Below are 19,335 nucleotides of genomic sequence, written 5' to 3' on the forward strand. Positions count from 1 at the left end.
CGCTCCAACACCACCACGCCCCCACACCCACACCACCACCACACCCAAAACAGCACTGGCCCAACGCCTCACCAACCTCACCCCCACCCAACAACACGAACTACTCACCCAAACCATCACCACCCAACTCGCCCAAGTCCTCGGCCACAACCCCCACGACATCAACCCCCACACCAGCTTCCAAGACCTCGGCTTCGACTCCCTCACCGCACTCGAACTACGCAACCGACTCAAAACCACCACCGGACTCACCCTGCCCGCCACCCTCATCTTCGACTACCCCACCCCCACCACCCTCGCCCAACACCTCAACCAACAACTAAGCGAAGGCCGTACGGCCGGTTCCCCGCCGCTCGATGCGGAGCTGACCCGACTGGAAGAGATGTTGCCGGTGATCGACGACGGCGACAAGCAACGCGTCGCCACTCGTCTGCGAAATCTTTTGAGCCTCATTACAAATAGCGAACATCGCATCGGCGAACGCATTCAAGCCGCGGAGACCATCGACGAGGTCTTCCGGCTGATCGATGCCGGTTTTGACGGAGAGTAGTGATCATGAGCATTGAGCACACGGATCTGGAACGTGAGAAGCTGGTCCGTTATCTGAAGAAGGTTGCCATCGAGCTGGACGAGACGCGTGCTCGGCTGCGCGACTCTGAGCAACGCACCAGCGAGCCCATCGCGATCGTGGGGATGGGCTGCCGCTTTCCGGGTGGTGTGGAATCGCCACGGGCACTGTGGGAAATGGTGCACAGCGGCGCTGATGTGGTGTCGGAGTTTCCGGGCGACCGCGGCTGGGATGTAGAGGGATTGTTCGATCCGGATCCAGACGCCGCGGGCAAGACCTACACCCGCTCGGGCGGATTCCTGCAAAACGCAGCCGATTTCGACCCGGCGTTCTTCGGAATCACGCCGCGAGAAGCGCTGATGATGGATCCTCAGCAACGCTTGTTGCTGGAGTGCTCCTGGGAAGCGCTGGAACACGCCGGAATCGACCCGCTCTCGCTGCGCGGCACGGCCACCGGAGTGTTCGCCGGAATCATGGATCCCGACTACGGAATTGGGCAACCCCTGGAGGAGCTGGGCGAATACGGATTGACCGGCATCGCCACCAGCGTGACCTCGGGTCGGGTGGCGTATGTGCTGGGCTTGGAAGGCCCGGCCGTATCGGTGGATACGGCCTGCTCTTCGTCGCTGGTCGCGATGCATCAGGCGTGCGTGTCGTTGCGCTCCGGTGAGTGCGACTTGGCGCTGGCGGGCGGCGTCACGGTAATGGCCACTCCGGCCACCTTCGTGGGATTCTCCCGGCAGCGCGGGTTGTCGCGCGACGGCCGCTGCAAAGCCTTTTCGGCTGCGGCTGACGGAGTGGGCTGGGGCGAGGGCGCGGGGGTGGTGGTGCTGGAGCGCTTGTCGGATGCGCATCGGTCGGGTCACCAGGTGCTGGGGGTGATCCGGGGTAGTGCGGTGAATCAGGATGGGGCATCGAATGGAATGACCGCGCCGAACGGGCCGTCGCAGCAGCGGGTGATCAGGACGGCGCTGGCGTCGGCGGGCTTGACACCACGCGATGTGGATGTGGTGGAGGCGCACGGCACCGGAACGGTGTTGGGGGATCCGATTGAGGCTCAGGCGTTGCTGGCGACCTACGGGCAGGACCGGGGGGGCGAGCAGCCGGTGTGGGTGGGATCGGTGAAATCGAACATGGGCCACACCCAAGCCGCCGCGGGAGTGGCGGGCGTGATCAAGATGGTGCAGGCGATGCGGCACGGGGTGATGCCGAAGACCCTGCATGTGGATGTGCCGTCGCCCCATGTGGATTGGTCGGCGGGTGCGGTGCAGGTGTTGACGACAACCCGCGACTGGCCACAGGCGGCGGGACGGCCGCGCCGGGCCGGTGTTTCGTCGTTCGGCATCAGCGGCACCAACGCCCATCTCATCGTCGAGCAGGCGCCGGAGCCGAACCCCCACGCGCCCCAGCATGTTTCGAAGACGGACTGGTCCGTCGTGCCGTGGGTCGTGTCGGCCAAGTCCGCCGAGGCTCTCACAGCGCAGGCACAGCGGCTGGCTGACTTCGTCACGGCCGATGACGCGCTCGAGCCGATGGACGTGGCGGTGTCGTTGGCGGCGCGATCGTCGTTTGCGCATCGTGCGGTAGTGCTGGGCAAGAACCGGGTCGAGCTCATGGCGGGGCTGACCGGGCTGGCTACCGGTGACCCCGGCATCGGCGTGGTAGCCGGAAGGGCCCGGGCGTTGGGTAAAACCGTGATGGTGTTCCCCGGCCAGGGCGCGCAATGGATCGGTATGGGCGCGGAATTGCTCGCGTCTGCACCGGTATTCGCCGAGCAGATGCGGTTGTGCCAAGAGGCGCTGGCCGAATTCGTGGACTGGTCACTGCTGGATGTGATCCGCCAGATTCCGGGCGCGCCCGGGCTGGATCGGGTTGATGTGGTACAGCCCACCTTGTGGGCGGTGATGGTGTCGCTGGCGCGGCTCTGGGAGTCGGTGGGAGTCAAACCCGCTGCGGTGGTGGGGCATTCGCAGGGTGAGATCGCCGCCGCTTGCGTGGCCGGAGTGCTGTCGTTGCGAGATGCCGCAGCGGTGGTGGCGCTACGTAGTCAACTGCTGGTGAAACTGGCCGGTTCGGGTGCAATGGTGTCGCTGGCCTGCGGCGAGCAGCGCGCACAGGAGTTGATTGCCGGATTCGGGGATCGGCTCAGTATTGCTGCGGTGAACGGTGTTTCGGCGGTGGTGGTCGCCGGTGCGCTGGATGCGATAGCGGAGTTGATGCTGGGCTGCGAGGCCGCAGGTATTCGGGCTCGCCGGATTGAGGTGGATTACGCGTCGCATTCCGCGCAGGTGGAGTTGGTGGGCGAGTCGTTGGTGGCAGGGTTGTCGGGAATCTCGCCCCGTTCGACCGATATCACCTTTGTTTCCACGGTGACCGGTGCCGCGATCGAGGGAACCGGGCTGGACGGCCGCTATTGGTATCGCAATCTGCGCGAGCCGGTGCTGTTGGATCAGGCGGTGCGCTGGTGCGCCGAGCAGGGGTACGGAGCGTTCGTCGAGGTGAGTCCGCACCCGGCGTTGGGAGCCGGGATCGAGGAGACCGTCGGTGACGAGGCGGTCGTGGTGCCCACCCTGGGGCGCGACGAGGGCGGTCTCGGGCGGTTCTGGTTGTCGGTGAGCGCGGCCTTTGTGGCCGGCGTGGACATCGACTGGCCCAATGTGTTTGCCGGTGACGCAGGCCGGCGGGTGGAGTTGCCGACGTATGCCTTTGCCCGGCAACGGTTTTGGCTGGCGCCGACGGCAGGCGCCGCCAACGCGGGCAACCTTGGATTGCGCGAGACGGGTCATGGGCTGCTGGGCGCGATCATCGAGCAGCCCGACTCGGGCGGGGTGGTGCTGACCGGGCGGTTGTCGATGTCGACCCAGCCGTGGCTGGCCGATCACGTGGTAGCTGGGGCCGTGTTGTTCGCCGGGGCGGGATTCGTCGAACTGGCGATCCGGGCCGGCGACGAGGTGGGCTGCGGCTTGGTGGAGGAGTTGCTGCTGACGGCGCCGCTGGTGTTGCCCCGCGGGGCCGCGGTGGCGGTACAGGTCGTGGTGGGCGCTGCCGACGAGTCGGGAAGACGTGCGCTGGCGGTGTATTCGCGCCCGGAAGGGTCGACCGGCTCATGGGTGCTCCATGCCCAGGGCGCACTGGCCGAGCGGTCCGCCCAACCGGGGGCGGATTTGTCGGAGTGGCCGCCGGCCGATGCTCAACAGATCGATGTCGACGGGGTTTACCGGCAGTTGGCCTGCCGCGGGTACGAGTATGGGCACTCGTTCCAGGGGGTGCAGTCGTTGTGGCGCCGCGGCCGGGAGGTGTTCGCCGAGCTGGCGGCGCCCGAGGGCCTGGATGTGGCCGGAATGGGCATTCATCCGGTGGTGCTGGACGCGGCGATGCAGGCGTGGGTTGCCGTCGACGACGCGGCCACCGACAGCACGACGGTGATGTTGCCGTTCTGCTGGCAGCAGGTGTCTTTGTACGGTGCGGGCGCCGCCCGGCTGCGGGCACGGATCACCCCTACCCGGGAGGGCGCCCTGTCGGTCGAGCTCGCCGACTCGGCGGGATTGCCGGTGTTGTCGGTGAATTCGGTGCTGGCCCGTCCGGTCGGTGCGGCGCAGTTGCGGGCCGGGATTGCTGCGGCTGCAGATCCAACCAGCCAGGGCCTGCTGGAGCTCGGATGGTCGCCAATCACGTTGGATCCCAGCGCCGTTGAGCGGCCGGTCGTCAAGTGGGACGACTTCGCCCGCGCCGGCGAGGCTGTGCCCGGCGACGCGGTCGTGGTGTGGCGGTGGGCATCTGGTGATGCCGGGGTAGTGGACTCTGTGTATGCGGCCACACATGCGGTGCTGGCGGTGTTGCAGTCCTGGCTATCCGCTGACCGGGGAGGTGTGTTGGTCGTGCACACCTGCGGCGCAGTGGCGGTAGCGGACGAGAACACCACCGATCTGGCCGCAGCGGCGGTGTGGGGGTTGGTGCGTTCGGCCCAGGCCGAATATCCCGGCCAGGTGGTGCTTGTCGATGCCGACGCGACGGCGGATGTCGCGCTATTGGGCACTTCGGGCGAACCCCAGGTGGCGCTGCGAGCTGGAAAGGCTTATGCGGCAAGGCTGGGCCGGCCCGAAAGACCATTAGAGCTACCCGACGAAGGGTGGCGGTTGCATGCTATCGGCGGTGGGACGTTCGAGGATGTGGTGCTGGAACCATGCCCGTCGCTGGACGCGCCGCTACCGGACGGCCACGTGCGCGTGGCGGTGACAGTCTCGGGGGTCAACTTCCGGGATGTGTTCATAGCGTTGGGGATGTATCCCGGCGAGGCGGCCCTCGGCGGTGAGGGCGCCGGCGTGGTCGTCGAGGTCGGCCCGGGGGTCAGCACCCTGGCCGTCGGCGATGCGGTGATGGGGTTGCTCGGGACGGGTTCGCAGGCCGCGGTCGATCATCGGTTGTTGGTCAAGATCCCGAAGGGTTGGTCACATGCCCAAGCCGCGGCGGTGCCGGTGGTCTTTCTGACGTCCTGGTATGGCTTTGTCGACTTGGCCGGGCTTCGTCCGGGCGAGTCGGTGTTGGTGCATACCGCCACCGGCGGGGTGGGGATGGCCGCGGTCCAGCTGGCCCGGCTATGGGGCGCGGAGGTGTTCGTCACCGCCAGCCGCGGCAAATGGAATACGCTGCGCGCGATGGGGTTTGACGACGACCATATCGCCGATTCGCGCACTCTGGACTTCGAGGACAAGTTCCTGGCCGCCACCGGTGGTCGCGGGTTCGACGTGGTGCTGCATTCCCTGGCCGGCGAGTTCACCGACGCCTCGCTGCGGCTGACGGCACAGGGGGGTCGCTTTCTCGAGATGGGCAAGAACGACATCCGCAGCCCCGAAGAGATCGCCGAACACTATCCCGGCATCAGGTATCGGGCGTTTCACGTGCTCGACGCCGGACCGCAACGCATCGGGGAGATGCTGGCCGAACTCAAGACACTGTTCGAGACCGAGCAGTTGCATGCGCCGCCGGTGCGCAGTTGGGACATCCGTTGTGTGCGCGAGGCGTACCGGTTTCTCAGCCAGGCCCGTCATACCGGCAAGGTGGTGTTGACAACGCCACAGGTGTTACCCGAGAGTTTGGCGGCCGGCACGGTGTTGATCACCGGAGGTACCGGGATGGTGGGTGCGGTGCTGGCCCGTCATGTCGTGACCCGCTACGGGGTACGGCAGCTGGTGCTGGTCAGCCGCCAGGGCGAGGATGCGCCGGGAGTGCGGCAACTGGTGGCCGAGTTGGCCGAACTCGGTGCTAAGTCTTGGGTGGCCGCTTGCGATGTCGCCGATGCGGACGCGGTAGTGCAGTTGCTCCGGCAAGTGCAGGACAAGTACCCACCGTTGACCGGAGTGATCCATGCCGCGGGAACGCTCGACGACGCCGCCATCGCATCGCTGACCCCGGACCGGGTGGATACGGTGTTGCGGTCCAAGGTTGATGGTGCCTGGAATCTGCATCAGGCCACTCGTGAGTTGGGGCTGGCGATGTTCGTGCTGTGTTCGTCGCTTGCCGGCGTGGTGGGAGCCCGGGGTCAGGGCAACTACGCGGCGGCGAACGCATTCCTGGATGCGCTGGCGGCCGCACGGCGGGCCAGCGGACTGGCCGGGGTGTCGCTGCAGTGGGGACTGTGGGAGCAGGCCAGCGCGATGACCGGGCACTTGCGCAGCAGTGACGTCGCCCGCATGAGCCGCGGCGGGCTGACACCGCTGACCGCTGAACAAGCCGTCGAATTGTTCGATGCGGCAATAGTTCTGGACCACCCGTCGGCGGTGGCTGCTCGCCTCGACCACAAGGCGCTGGCCGATCCCGGTGTCGGAGCGCACTTGCCGCCGCTGTTCAACGATCTGGTCCGGCGACCGCTGCGACGAACCGTCGCCAATGACGAAGTCCCGTCGGAATCCGCACTGGCTCAACGCTTGCGTGAGCTCGGCCCTGCTCAGCAGCAAGAATTACTGGTCGACATCGTGTGCACCCAGACCGCGTTGGTGCTGGGTCAGTCCGGCCCGCACGACATCCACCCCGATGCCGCCTTCCAAGACCTCGGGTTCGACTCGCTGACCGCGGTGGAGCTGCGTAACCGGCTGAAAACCGCTACCGGACTGAGCTTTTCACCGACGCTGATATTCGACCATACGACCCCCGCCGCGCTGGGGGCGTATCTCAACCAGGAACTGGGCCTCAGCGATGGCGCCAAAGCCGACGAAAGCGGTGCGGGAATACCCGATCCCGACGACGAATCGGTGCGCGCCATTCTCAACACCATTGCGATCAGTGATCTCCGCGACGCAGACCTGCTCGACAAGTTGTTGCTGCTGGCCGAAAAAACCAAAGCTAAATCGGATCGAAAGGATCGCGAGGAAAAGAACCAGGAATCGGATCAAAAGGAGCTCGAGCGAATCATCGATTCATCAAGCCCCGAGGAATTGATCGCGATCGCGCTCGGGATGCCCGCCGGCGAGCCGATCGAAACGAATGGTTCACACCTGGCGTGATCTGATCGGTCGGGACGCCCGCTGGTGTCCGGTGGACGAGACGTGTCGGGACCGTTGGGTAAGGTCTTGCTCGTGAATCCAGGCGCCACCGTCAAACCCGTAACCGCCCGTCTCGCTGAGGAACTGGAGGTAGGCCAGGCCCAGGTCGTCGCCGCCGTCCGCTTGCTCGACGAAGGCGCAACCGTCCCGTTCATCGCCCGGTACCGCAAGGAGGTCACCGGGAGCCTCGATGACGCGCAGCTTCGCACTCTGGAAGAGCGGCTGGGCTACCTGCGCGAACTCGACGAGCGGCGGGCGGCGGTGCTGGCCTCGATTCAGGAACAGGGCAAGCTCACCGACGAGCTCAGGACGGCACTGCTGGCAGCCGACACCAAGGCCCGCGTTGAGGACCTCTACCTGCCCTACAAACCCAAGCGCCGGACCAAAGCGCAAATCGCCCGCGAAGCGGGTCTCGAGCCGCTGGCCGACCGCCTACTGTCGGATCCCAAATTGGCCCCCGATGCGGTGGCCGCGGAATTCGTCGGTGACGGCGTTGCCGACGCCGCCGCGGCGCTGGACGGGGCCCGGCACATTCTCATCGAGCGGGCCGCCGAGGACGCCGAGCTTGTCGGCGCAGTGCGGGAGAAATTCTGGGCCGGGGCAGCGCTGCGCAGCGTGGCCTGGTCACCGGAGGCCGCGAAAAGCGCCGACGCGCAAAAGTTTCGCGACTATTTCGAATTCGGCGAATCTTTGCAGACAATGCCGTCCCACCGCGTTCTCGCCGTGCTGCGCGGGGAGAAAGAGAAGGTCCTCGGCCTCACGTTCGACTGCGGCGACGACGACCCGTACGAAGCCATGATCGCGGCAACCCTGGGGATCGATCGGTCATCGCCGGGGGCGGCGACACCGTGGCTGGCAGCCACGGTGAGCCTCGCATGGCGGGCCAGGCTGATGTCGGCGGCCGCGGTCGATACCCGGATCCGGCTGCGCCGGCGTGCGGAGGAAGAGGCCGTGGCGGTGTTCGCCAAGAACCTCAAGGACCTGCTGCTCGCGGCTCCGGCGGGCGCGCGCACCACCCTCGGGCTTGATCCGGGCTTTCGCACCGGTGTGAAGGTCGCGGTAGTGGACAGCACCGGCAAGGTCGTGGAGACGTGTGCCGTCTACCCGCATCAGCCGCAGCGCCAATGGGATTCGGCCAAGGCGATTCTGGCCGCCCTGGTCGCCCGGCACGGCGTCGAACTGATCGCCGTCGGCAACGGCACCGCCTCGCGGGAAACCGACGCCCTGGCCGCCGAACTCATCGCCGACATCCGGGCCGCCGGCGCCGCGGCGCCCACGAAAGCGATGGTGAGCGAGGCCGGCGCATCGGTGTATTCGGCCTCGGCCTACGCGGCGCATGAGTTGCCCGGACTCGATGTCACCTTGCGCGGGGCGGTGTCGATCGCCCGGCGCCTGCAGGATCCGCTGGCCGAATTGGTGAAGATCGAGCCGAAGTCCATCGGGGTCGGGCAGTACCAACACGACATCACCCCGGGGATCCTGGCCCGCAGCCTGGATGCCGTGGTCGAGGACGCGGTGAATGCGGTGGGGGTCGACCTCAACACCGCGTCGGTGCCACTGCTGGCGCGGGTGTCCGGCATCTCGGAGTTTCTCGCCGAGTCGATCGTCGCCCACCGCGACAAGACGGGGCCATTCAATAACCGACGCGGCCTCCTCGACGTGCCTCGCCTGGGTCCCAAAGCATTCGAGCAATGTGCGGGTTTCCTCCGGATCACCGACGGCGACGACCCACTGGACGCCTCCGGCGTGCACCCCGAGGCCTATCCGGTGGTCCGGCGCATTCTGGACCGCTCGGGTGTAGCCCTGGCCGAAATCATCGGGGACGCAAGGGCATTGCGGTCACTTCGTCCCGCTGATTTCGCCGACGACCGCTTCGGTATCCCCACGGTAACCGACATCATCGCCGAACTGGAAAAGCCGGGACGAGATCCGCGGCCGGCCTTCACCACCGCCTCATTCGCCGCCGGCGTCGAGAAGATCGCAGATCTCAAGGTGGGCATGGTGCTCGAGGGCGTGGTGACCAACGTCGCGGCCTTCGGAGCTTTCGTTGACGTCGGCGTGCACCAGGACGGCCTCGTGCATGTATCGGCAATGGCCGAACGCTTTGTCTCCGACCCGCACGAAGTCGTACGGTCCGGGCAGGTGGTGCGCGTCAAAGTCGTCGACGTCGACGTCGAACGCCAGCGGATCGGACTGACCTTGCGCCTCAACGACAAACCCCAACCCGACCGGGGCAGGCGTCCCGCCCGGACCGAGAAGCGAATCCCACACCGCGACAAGAACTCCGGCAATCAGGCCTCCGCGCCGCCCAAAGGCTCCATGGCGCAGGCGTTGCGCGACGCCGGCTTTGGCCGGTGACGGCGGGCGGCTGACGGCGGGCGGCTAACGGCTCACAGCAGCTTTTCCAAAGTGATCGGCAAATCGGTAACTCGCCTACCGGTGGCGTTGAACACGGCATTGGCGATCGCGGCGGGGACTCCGACGATCACCAACTCGCCGAGCCCCTTCACACCGATCGGGCCGGCGATCAGATCCTCGCCAGGCAAGAAGCTGGCGTCGAGTCCGGAAATGTCGGCGTTGACCGGGACCAGGTAGTCCGACATGTTCGCGTTGACAATGCGGCCGTCGCGGTGATCGATGCGGGTGCCCTCCAACAAGGCCATCCCGATGCCCCCAACCATGCCGCCGATCGCCTGACTGTGCGCGAGTTTGGGATTGATCACCCGGCCGACGTCATAGCAGGCATACACGCGGCGGATCCGCACTGTGCCAAGCAATTCGTCGACGACGACTTCGGCGAACACGGCCCCGTAGGCGTACGTCGCGAACCGATCCTCACCCTCGGGTGTCCATGTTTGCTCGGACTCCAGACTGGGCCAGCCGCGCCGGCGCAACAAGTCCTGGTACGACTCGCCGCGTTCTGGCCCGGCCCCAGCTACGAGGGCGAACATGCGGCCGTCGACCACCGCAACGTCCTCTGGATGCAGCCCCGAAAGCGGCGAACCCGGATCGGTTACCGCGGTCCGAACGAACCTGTCGCGCAACATATTCGCGGCACCGAACACCGCCGAACCCACGCTCGCCATGGTTCGCGAGGCGGTGTGCGACGGGGCCGGCGGAAACCTGCTATCGCCCAACAGAAACCGGATCCGGCTCATCGGCATCGCCAGTGCGTCCGCGGCGACCTGGGTCATCGAGGTGTAGGTGCCGGGCCCCATGTCGCTGGTTCCGCACCTCACTTCGGCGGTTCCGTCGGCCAAAACCATTGCAACGGCGGTGCATTGACTTCGGTTGGTGTGATAGGCCGCTGCCGCCATCCCGATACCGAGCAGTTGATCGCCGTCACGGGTCGCACCCGGCGCCGGGTTCCGCCGGTTCCAGCCGAAGGCGGCTGCACCCTGAGTGAGGCACTCGACAAGTCGCCTGGTGGAAAAGCGCCTGCCTTCGGCCTGGTCGAAATCCGGCTCGTTGCGTAGCCGCAAGTCGATCGGGTCCATGCCCAGCCGATGAGCCAGCTCGTCCATGGCCGATTCCAGAGCAAACGTGGAACTGACCGTACCGGGTCCCCGCATGTAGGTCGGCACATGAACATCAAGCGGGACAATGCGATAGCTCGATCGCACATTGGGGACGCGGTAGACGAAGCGGGGGTTGCGGGCGAGGATGTCCTCATACAGCTCATATCTGGCGGTCTCGGTGCGCCCCTCGTGGATCATCGCACCCAAACGGCCGGATTGGTCGGCCCCGAGCACCATTCGTTGCCGGCTCGTCGGGCGGTAGCCGATGCCGCTGTACATCTGCCTCCGGGTCAGCACCAACTTGACGGGTCGCTGCACCCGGCGGGCCGTGAACGCGGTCATCATCTGATGTGGCCAGAGCTCCCCGGCGCTGCCGAATGCACCGCCGACAAACGGGGAGATGACGCGGACGTGATCCTCCGGCATTTCCAGCGCCGCGGCGTAGTCATGTTGCGACGAATTGATGCCCTGAACCTTGTCCCACACCGTCAGCCGGTCGCCATCCCACTTGGCAACGGTCGCAGGCAGTTCCATGGGGTTGTGATTGTCACGGGCGATGGTGAATTCCAGGTCGACCACCACCGGAGCGCGGCGAATGCCCTCGTCGGCATCGCCGCGGGCGTAGTCGAGAGTGTGGGCCGGTGGCTGCGGAACGGCTTGCGGGGCATCGATATCCGTCACTTGCGGACGAGGTGAATAACGAACGTCGACCAGCGACGCCCCGTGGGCCGCGGCTTCGGGTGTGGTGGCGACCACCACCGCGACCGGCTGGCCGAAGAAGAAAACCCGACGGGGGTCGAAAGGCAGGTGGACGCCGGTGAAGTCGGTGAGCACGCGGAGTACGCCGGGGTGACGCAGTGCGGCAGCGCTGTCGATGCGGTCGATCCCACCGCAGGCCACCGTACTGCAAACCAATGAGGCATAGACCAAGTCGGCAATCTGGTTGTCGGCGGCATAGCGGGCCTTGCCGGTCACCTTCAGCGGACCCTCGATCCTGGTGATGGGCTGACCGGAGACGGCCTGCGCGGTCGGAAAGGCGTGTGTCATGGCCGCCTCATGGCATCGCCGCGACTGCGGACAGCTGCTTTTCGACGGCACGCTTAACCAGTTCGACTTTGAAAGCGTTGTCAGCCAACGGCTTCGCTCCCTCAGCGGCCAGCGCGGCGGCGCGGCGGAAGACCTTGACGGACGGCGGCTGGCCGCGAAGCGCGGCCTCGACGGCCGGCAACCGCCACGGCACGGTCGCCACCCCGCCGACGGCGACCCGCGCGCTGCGTACCACGCCGGCGGTGATGTCGAGTGCCACAGCCGCTGAGGCAAGCGCGAATTCGTAGGATGCACGGTCGCGTACCTTGAGATAGCCGGACCGGGCGGCCTCCGGCCCGACCGGCACTTCGATGGCGGTGATCAGCTCACCCGCGCGCAGATTGTGCTCCTGGTGCGGGGTGTCGCCCGGCTGACGAAAGAGGTCCGAAACCGGAATTCGCCGTTGCCCGAATGTATCCCGAGCGACCACGACTGCATCCAGGGCCACCAGCGCAACCGCGAGGTCGGATGGATGAGTGGCAACACACTGCGGGCTGGTGCCGAGGATCGCGTGGGTGCGGTTGAGACCCTCGGCCGCGGCGCAGCCTGCGCCGGGAACACGCCGGTTGCACGCCGCGGACACGTCACGGAAGTACAAGCACCTCGGGCGTTGCAGAAGGTTGCCCCCGATCGATGCCATATTGCGCAGTTGCGCGGAGGCACTGAGCTCGAGGGCTTGGCTGATCACCGGGACTTGTTGGCGGACAACAGGATGCGCGGCCAGATCGGACATCCGGACCAGGGATCCAATCGAGATCCTGCCCGGTCGCACTTCGATCGAGGTGTAGGGGAGCGCGTTGATGTCGACCAAAGCCTCGGGACGCTCGACGGTTTCACGCATCAGATCGACAAGCGTGGTACCGCCGGCGATGTAACGAGCGCCGGCGGCCGCGGCCCGTAACGCCGACTCCTCGTCGGCGGCCTTGGTGTACCGGAATCCGAACACGGGCTAACGGGCTCGCGCCACGGCCGCGACGGCGTTGACGATGTTGGTGTACGCACCGCACCGGCAGAGGTTGCCGCTCATCCACTCTCGTATCTCGGCGGCAGAACCCGCATGTCCTTCCGCGATACACGCGAGCCCGGACATGATCTGGCCCGGCGTGCAGTAGCCACACTGCAAGGCGTCCTCGTCAATGAACGCCTGCTGCAGCGGATGGAGTCTGCCATCAAGACCAGCGGAGTCGGCCACACCCTCGATGGTGGTGATCTGCGCGCCGTCGTGCATGACCGCCAGGGTCAGGCAGGAGTTGATCCGGCGACCGTCGAGCAGCACGGTGCACGCGCCGCATGCACCTTGATCGCAGCCTTTCTTCGTTCCGGTCAGGCCGGCTCGCTCGCGCAGCATGTCCAGCAGCGAGGTGCGATTGTCGACGGCGATTTCACGATTTTCGCCATTGATCGTCATTCGCACCACAGCGGTGTGGCTTTGTTCCTGATCCACGCGCTCGGATCCGGCAATGGTGGTGACGGCGGCGACAGTGCCGCTCAGGGCGACAGAGGCGCCCACGAATGTCCTTCGGTTCAGTTGCAACCCGGGTCGATCGTCCACGGATCTACTTTAGGGCGGCCGAGCCGTTTCAGCTGCAAAAGGTATAACCGATGAATTGGCCGTCCCGCGGACCGGTAACGGAGTAATTGGTGTAATGCACCGCGGGCATTCCGGCGTAATCGGTATTCATTTCTTGCGCGGCGGCCGGCGGGACGCCATCGGGGAACGCCAAAATCAGGTCGGCGAAAACCTTGAGGCCGGCGGGGCAGCCGGAGTTGTTGCGCGGTGGCTGCGGATTCCAGGCGTGGATCACGACCCGGTCGGTGACTTTGGAGCCGTTGGCGCAGTTCGGCTGGCAGACCTTGAAGACAGCGGTGCCGGTCCCCTCGGCGCCCTGCGGCCCCCACGAACGCCACGACATGTCTTGTAGCGCAACGGCCGCGCTGCCGCAGCCTACGATGTTGAGCTTCATCGGACGGTCGGCCGGCGGAACCGTCCGGTTATAGCAGCCCGGGATCGCCACACCGATCGATGCGGGTGGCGCCGCGCCTGACGGCGAAGCGGGGGTGGGCGTAGCGGCGCCGTCGTGGTGGCGTGTCGACTGCACCGCGATGAACGCGAGCCCGCCGGCCAGCACAACGACCAGGAGCGCCCCCGCCGGGAGGCGGAGGGACCGACACCGGCGCGATGGGCCGGCGCCGTCGGCCGTGTCAGCGGCCATGCCGCCTCGCCGGCCCGCGTGACTCCATGTATTCCTGACGCTCACGATGAACAGATTTACCGCCTGGCGGAAAGTCTAACGCCGCCGGGTGGTCGTGAGTACAGTTCCCCGAAGCCGGCCGAGCCCCCGCGGTGCTGCCCGTGGAGTCGAAACACTCTGGCGGCGAGCCACTTTCAAGCGCGTGCCATCGCGGACTCGGGGGCCGCCCAATCGGTGGCGACCCGGCGATGTTTGATCAGCCACGTGCCATCCTCGGGCACCAATGTGTCGCGGTAGCGGCCGAAGTGGTCGAGCCCGATGTGGGTGAGGACGGTGAAGTAGGACCAGACGTGCGCCTGCTGCGGAGTCAGCTCGGTGAACAGCACGTTGGTGACGTTGTGCCGCACGACGGGCCTGCGGTCGGTGCTGACGGTGACGGCTCGCGAGATCCCGCCCAGGAACGCCGCGATCGCCGAGCGGCCATGCAGCGGCGCAAGATGCCCTAGCGAACCCCCTATTTCAAGAACACCGTCTGCGCAGAAGGTGGCCGCCAGGTCGTCGAGCTGGCCAGCGTCGCCCGACCAGTTGTATCGCGTCAGGGTGTCCCGGATCTGCTCGCGGGCAACGAGTTCCCACATATCCACCGTCGCGACTCCTTACCCCGGGGCGTTATGGAACGGTTGGTTTTCGCGCACCCCGCGGTACATGCCCCACCGGACGACCCACGGCATCACCACCCGCTCAACCGACCATGACGGCAAGCGAAACGCCTGGCCGGTGGGCAAGAAGACCTCCAGCCCGTCGGGCTGGATGCCCAGCAGAGAACCCCAGCGCCGGCCCGGCGTCCGGAATGTGCGCAGCCGCCGCCCGGTCAGCTCGGCACGGATGTTGTGGCTTACCAGTGCATCTCCGCGGTTACGCGCCGAGCTGCGCAGCGGATCGGTGGCCGCGATGTCTCCCACCGCGAACACACCACGCTGGCCAGGCACCCGCAGCTCGGACGTCACCCGGACGAACCCGCGCTCATCGAGCAGTTCGGCCGGCAGCCAGCCGGAATTGGGCCGCACGGCGCCGATCGCCCACACCACGGCTTCGGCGCAGGCCGGCGGCTGGCCGGTGCTCCAGCGGACCGGGCCGGGCGTGATCTCCTCGCCGGCAAAGTCATTCGGAACCGCGGCGCGGTGGCCCGGGTGCACACCAACGCCGAGGTCGGTCAGCCGGCGTTCGATGCGTTTCCAGATCCGCGGGTGATATGCCCCCAGCGCGTGCTGTCCGGGAAAGTACAGGTCGATCCTCTTGTCCGGCCAGCTGGTTGCCATGTTCGCGGCGCTGGTGACCGCTGCCGCGCCGCCACCCACGACGATGACCGAAGCGGCGGCGGCCACCCGTTCGTGCGCGGCCTGCAGGTCGGCGCCGATCTCAGCGGCCGACTGCATGGTCGGCCGGCGCCAGAAGCCGTTGCTGACGCCCGTCGAAATGACCAGCGCGTCATAGGCTTCGACGAACGTTGTGCCGTCATCGCGCCGGCCGACGACGGTTCGGGCCGCCAGGTCCACCCCGGTCAGCGTGCCCTGGACCGTGCGCACTCGATCCAGCCCGCGGAACCTGTCGAACGGGATCCAGTAGTCGCGGGCCCAATCCTCAGGCCGGGACAGCCGCACGCCGAGTTCCTGGCCACTGAGCAACGCGGGCTTGACCGAGATGCCGACGACGTCGAAGTGGCGGGACAACCGGATCGCAGCCAGGATGCCGACGTCGCCGAGCCCGGCGACGACCACCCGCTTGCGGCTCATCGCGGCTACCCGGTCCGCAGTTTGGCCGGTGGCCGGGGCACGAACCGGGGAACCCGCTCGATGACGTCCTGATAGCCGGGCCGGCGTTGCAGGCTGCGGGTCTCCATCATCGGAATGCTGGCGCCGAGGAACATGGCCAGCATTGCCGCCGCGCCGGCAAACAGCCACCAGGCGTCGGCGGGCCATGTCGCGACACCGAACAACGCCAGGGCGAACCAGAAACTGAACTCCCCGAAGTAGTTTGGATGCCGCGACCAACTCCACAACCCGCGATCCATCACCTCACCGGGCCGCCGGCTGCGGACGAACCGGTGCAATTGCACGTCGGCCACGAGCTCCAGCGCCACCGCCGCCACACCGACGACGAAGGCAACCGCGGTGAGCCACCTGATGTCGCGGCCCGGATGCGTGATGCAGACGTACACCGGCAGCATGCCCGCGAACACCTCGACGGTGGGGATGAGATGTATGGCGACCAGGTCGACCGCGAACTCCCAGCGCCCGGCGCGCTCGCGAAACATCGGATAACGCCAGTCCTCATGGTGCAGCCCGGCAAACCCGTATACCCAGTTGGCGGTTAACCGCACCGCCCACAACACCACCACCGCCGACACCAGCCAGCAGCGCAACGTATCGACCCCGGGCCCCGCCTGACTCCACCAATAGAAGGTCAGCAGCGGCGGAATGACGCTCCAATACGCGTCGTAGAAACTCGAATTGCGGTATGCCCGGCTGAAGACGAACACCACCAGGGTGGCCAGCACATCGGCGATCAAGGTATTGAGCCACAGCAGTCCGGTGGCCGGACCCCACCACAGCCAGGCGGCGCCGGCACCGACAGCAACCACGTAGGCGACCCCGACGAGCGCCAGTGACCGCGACTTGGTCATGGTCGCAGTTCGCTTCGGGCGCTGCGTGTTTCGCCGAATGCGGGCCTCCTCGAGCGCGAAATGTCCGGGCCGCAAAAGCAAACGGTAACACGTTCTACTTTCCCTCCGACGTAGAGTGATCACGATTGCACCCTCCGGCGGCAGCGAGGACTCATGACCGACCGCATCGAAACCCAGCGCACCATCGCGGCACCGGCAGCCGCGATCTTCGCGGTGCTGTGCGACCCTCAGGGCCACGTGGCCATCGATTCATCCGGAATGCTCCAAGATGCCGAGGGCGATCCGGTGGGTGCCGTCGGCGACACCTTCGTGGTCCACATGGACCGGGAATCGCTCAACGACTTTCCGCAGCTGGGCAAATACGACGTGACCGTCGAAATCAGCGAATTCGAATCGGATCGGTTGATCGCCTGGCGGATTCTGGGCCAGATCCGCCCGCAGATCGGTCACGTCTACGGCTACCGGCTGGAGCCGGCCGACGACGGCGCGGCCACCGTCGTCACCTCGTTCTACGACTGGTCGGACATCGACCCGAAGTGGCGCGAAGCCGGTATTTTCCCGGTGCTGTCGGAGGGGGCGTTACGCGCGACGCTGGGGATTCTCGATCGCACCGTGCGGCGCGGCTATCCACGGGTATAGCCGGGGGCCTACCCAGCGGGTTCGGCGGGACTCGGCGCCTCGCCGAATCGGGCCAGGACCAGGGTGCCGGTCACGGCTACGGCGAATCCCACGACAACCATCCAGCCAAGGCCCTCGCGGCTGCGGTCACCGAGCCAGACCACGCCGACGAGCGCGGGGGCAATCGTCTCACCGACCACCATGCCGGCCACCGCGGTCGTTACCGATCCGCGATGCAGTGCCGAAGTCAGCAGCAAAAAACCCGCGGCCCCGCCCGCGGCCGCGGCGTACAGGGCCGGGTTGAGATAGAAGTACGCCTTGGTGGGATCGATAACGTCGATCAGGCGCACGCCCACCTCGACGACGCCAAAGCCGCTGCCCGCGCCGAGCCCCAGCGCGAGTGCGCGTGGACGGTCGCTCAATCTTCCTGCCGCGGCGCCGGCCAGGAAGATCACCGCGACCACACCCAGTAGGGCCCAGCCGAGTCCAGCCGGCCCGCGCTGGGAACCCTCCGGTCCGGCGGCCACCCCCAGCATCGCCAGGCTCGCGCACACCACGCCGACGGCTGTCCACTCTCGTGTCGACAAGTGCGCCGACAGCAACCACGCGGCCACCAGCGCGGTGACCGCGATGGAGGCGGCCAATGCCGCCGCGACTACGTAGATGGGCACCAGGCGAAGCGCCACCACTTGTAACGCAAAGCCCAGCCCGTCCAGGCCGACACCGGCCAGATACCGCCATTGCCGGACGGCGCGCATCAGCAGTACGGCGTCAACACCTGAGCCGCTGCCGGCCTCCACCGATCGCGTTGCCGCGGCCTGAAACGCCGACGCCGTGCCGAAACACACCGAGCAGCCCAGAGCCAGCAGCAAGCCGATCAGCACTCCGCAGACAATACGGGGAATGAATCGCCGGGCACGGCGTTGGAGAACTCATGAAACTCAACGACGCTGCGCGTGACCTCATCGGCAAAGGCGCCAATGCCACCCTGGTCACCGTCAATCCGGACGGAAGTCCGCAGGTCAGTTTGGTCTGGGTTGCGCAGCAGTCCACGCCGGACGGCGACGAACTGGTCACCGCGCACCTCGCTGAGCGCAAGAAGGTTCGCAACATCCGCAACGACTCTCGCGTTGCCCTCACCATCCTGGCGCCCGCGGGCCCCGGCCAGGCGATGCTGCCTTACCTGTCGATCACCGGCACGGCGCGCGTCACCGCGGGCGGCGCACCCGAGCTGCTGAAGGAACTTGCCCAAACACTGTCCAGTCCGGACGTGACGTTTCCCCCGGAGGGTTCACCGCCGGGATTCCTCACCCGTATCCGGATCGACAAGATCGGCGGCGTCGGGCCCTGGGTGGCCTAGCGGTCGTACGAAACACCCAGCAGCACAACGACTTCAAGCCTCATGGCGCCAGCGGCCGATTCGTCCATTCCCGGCCGGGTCGGCGCGACGAGCGAAACCAGCCTCCGGCGGCACCGGTGCCGCCATCGACCGGGATGGTGTGGCCGGTGACGAACGACGACAGGTCAGAGGCCAAGAAGAGGATCACTCCGGCCTGATCCTCGGGCAGTCCCATGCGTCCGACCGGAACCCACTGCGGCCATTGCCGTTGCTCGTCAGCCGATAGCCACTGCGAGTAGGGCACCTGCAGCGACTCGGTGACGTCCGGGGCTATCGCGTTGACCCGCACGCCGTGGCGGCCTACTTGCACCGCGAGGCTGCGGGTGAAGTGGATGACGGCCGCCTTGTAGGCGGCATAGACCGGGTCCTCGGGGTAGCCGCGCAGCCCTTCGACCGATGAAACGTTGACGATCGAGCCGGCGCCCCGGTCGATCATCGCCGGCAGGAAGGCGTGGGTCGTTGATCTCGGCGGCGGTCTGCTCGGCGCGCGCGGTATCGATGTCGGCGATCACCACCTGGGCCCCGTGTTGGGCGAACAACCGCGCGGTCGCCGCGCCGATACCGCCGGCCCCGCCGGTCACCGCCGCGACTCGGCCGGCCAGCATTGTCATGGACACGCACCGAAACTAGCAGCGGCCCCGCCGGTGCGGGCCGTCGCAGGACCGCCTGCGTGGACCCCGAAATGGTTCAGCCCTGGGGTTGCGCCACGCCGTAATTCGTTGGCGCCCAAGG

At 66.9% G+C, this 19,335-nt stretch carries 13 protein-coding genes and 1 pseudogene; 5 read left to right on the forward strand and 9 right to left on the reverse strand.

The window, feature by feature from the left end; translation table 11 throughout:
- The 3 genes from BST12_RS01485 to BST12_RS01495 all read left to right on the forward strand — a co-directional run.
- Positions 1 to 550, forward strand: a 550-nt coding sequence (locus BST12_RS01485) for a phosphopantetheine-binding protein (protein ID WP_245850003.1), incomplete at its 5' end; no start/stop codon positions are given.
- Between the two features lie 5 nt (positions 551 to 555).
- Entirely contained in the window at positions 556 to 7,068 is a 6,513-nt protein-coding gene (locus BST12_RS01490) for a type I polyketide synthase (RefSeq protein ID WP_083111445.1), read from the forward strand.
- 72 nt (positions 7,069 to 7,140) lie between these two features.
- Positions 7,141 to 9,465 (forward strand): Tex family protein, encoded by a 2,325-nt coding sequence (locus BST12_RS01495; RefSeq protein WP_083111446.1) that lies wholly within the window; start codon positions 7,141 to 7,143, stop codon positions 9,463 to 9,465.
- 32 nt (positions 9,466 to 9,497) lie between these two features.
- Here BST12_RS01495 and BST12_RS01500 read toward each other — a convergent pair whose 3' ends face one another.
- The 7 genes from BST12_RS01500 to BST12_RS01530 all read right to left on the reverse strand — a co-directional run bounded on the left by BST12_RS01500 (position 9,498) and on the right by BST12_RS01530 (position 16,586).
- Positions 9,498 to 11,672, reverse strand: coding sequence for a xanthine dehydrogenase family protein molybdopterin-binding subunit (locus BST12_RS01500; RefSeq protein ID WP_083111241.1), 2,175 nt, complete (start codon positions 11,670 to 11,672; stop codon positions 9,498 to 9,500).
- A gap of 7 nt (positions 11,673 to 11,679) precedes the next feature.
- Positions 11,680 to 12,657 (reverse strand): FAD binding domain-containing protein, encoded by a 978-nt coding sequence (locus BST12_RS01505; protein ID WP_083111242.1) that lies wholly within the window; start codon positions 12,655 to 12,657, stop codon positions 11,680 to 11,682.
- Positions 12,658 to 12,660: 3 nt separating this feature from the next.
- Positions 12,661 to 13,263, reverse strand: coding sequence for a (2Fe-2S)-binding protein (locus tag BST12_RS01510; RefSeq protein ID WP_211281186.1), 603 nt, complete (start codon positions 13,261 to 13,263; stop codon positions 12,661 to 12,663).
- A gap of 28 nt (positions 13,264 to 13,291) precedes the next feature.
- Positions 13,292 to 13,924: a hypothetical protein gene (locus tag BST12_RS01515; protein WP_245850005.1), complete on the reverse strand. Its 633-nt coding sequence runs from the start codon at positions 13,922 to 13,924 to the stop codon at positions 13,292 to 13,294.
- A 173-nt stretch (positions 13,925 to 14,097) separates the two neighbouring features.
- Positions 14,098 to 14,547 (reverse strand): nuclear transport factor 2 family protein, encoded by a 450-nt coding sequence (locus tag BST12_RS01520; RefSeq protein WP_083111243.1) that lies wholly within the window; start codon positions 14,545 to 14,547, stop codon positions 14,098 to 14,100.
- A 12-nt stretch (positions 14,548 to 14,559) separates the two neighbouring features.
- The gene (locus BST12_RS01525) at positions 14,560 to 15,696 is read right to left on the reverse strand and encodes an FAD-dependent oxidoreductase (protein WP_083111244.1); all 1,137 of its coding nucleotides are present in this window, start codon (positions 15,694 to 15,696) and stop codon (positions 14,560 to 14,562) included.
- A 5-nt stretch (positions 15,697 to 15,701) separates the two neighbouring features.
- A complete protein-coding gene (locus BST12_RS01530; RefSeq protein ID WP_083111245.1) occupies positions 15,702 to 16,586 on the reverse strand; it encodes a DUF1295 domain-containing protein in 885 nt (294 codons plus the stop codon).
- A 153-nt stretch (positions 16,587 to 16,739) separates the two neighbouring features.
- Between BST12_RS01530 and BST12_RS01535 the strand changes: the two genes are divergently transcribed.
- Complete coding sequence (locus tag BST12_RS01535) at positions 16,740 to 17,225, forward strand: SRPBCC family protein (protein WP_083111246.1); 486 nt, start codon at positions 16,740 to 16,742, stop codon at positions 17,223 to 17,225.
- A gap of 8 nt (positions 17,226 to 17,233) precedes the next feature.
- Here BST12_RS01535 and BST12_RS01540 read toward each other — a convergent pair whose 3' ends face one another.
- A complete protein-coding gene (locus BST12_RS01540; RefSeq protein WP_245850007.1) occupies positions 17,234 to 18,088 on the reverse strand; it encodes a DMT family transporter in 855 nt (284 codons plus the stop codon).
- A 50-nt stretch (positions 18,089 to 18,138) separates the two neighbouring features.
- Here BST12_RS01540 and BST12_RS01545 point away from each other — a divergent pair, with 50 nt between their 5' ends.
- A complete protein-coding gene (locus BST12_RS01545; protein ID WP_083111247.1) occupies positions 18,139 to 18,564 on the forward strand; it encodes a PPOX class F420-dependent oxidoreductase in 426 nt (141 codons plus the stop codon).
- Between the two features lie 40 nt (positions 18,565 to 18,604).
- Here BST12_RS01545 and BST12_RS01550 read toward each other — a convergent pair.
- A pseudogene (locus tag BST12_RS01550) lies at positions 18,605 to 19,208 on the reverse strand (SDR family NAD(P)-dependent oxidoreductase).
- Positions 19,209 to 19,335 lie beyond the last annotated feature (127 nt).

The organism is Mycobacterium angelicum (genome assembly GCF_002086155.1).
GTDB classification, from domain to species: domain Bacteria; phylum Actinomycetota; class Actinomycetes; order Mycobacteriales; family Mycobacteriaceae; genus Mycobacterium; species Mycobacterium angelicum.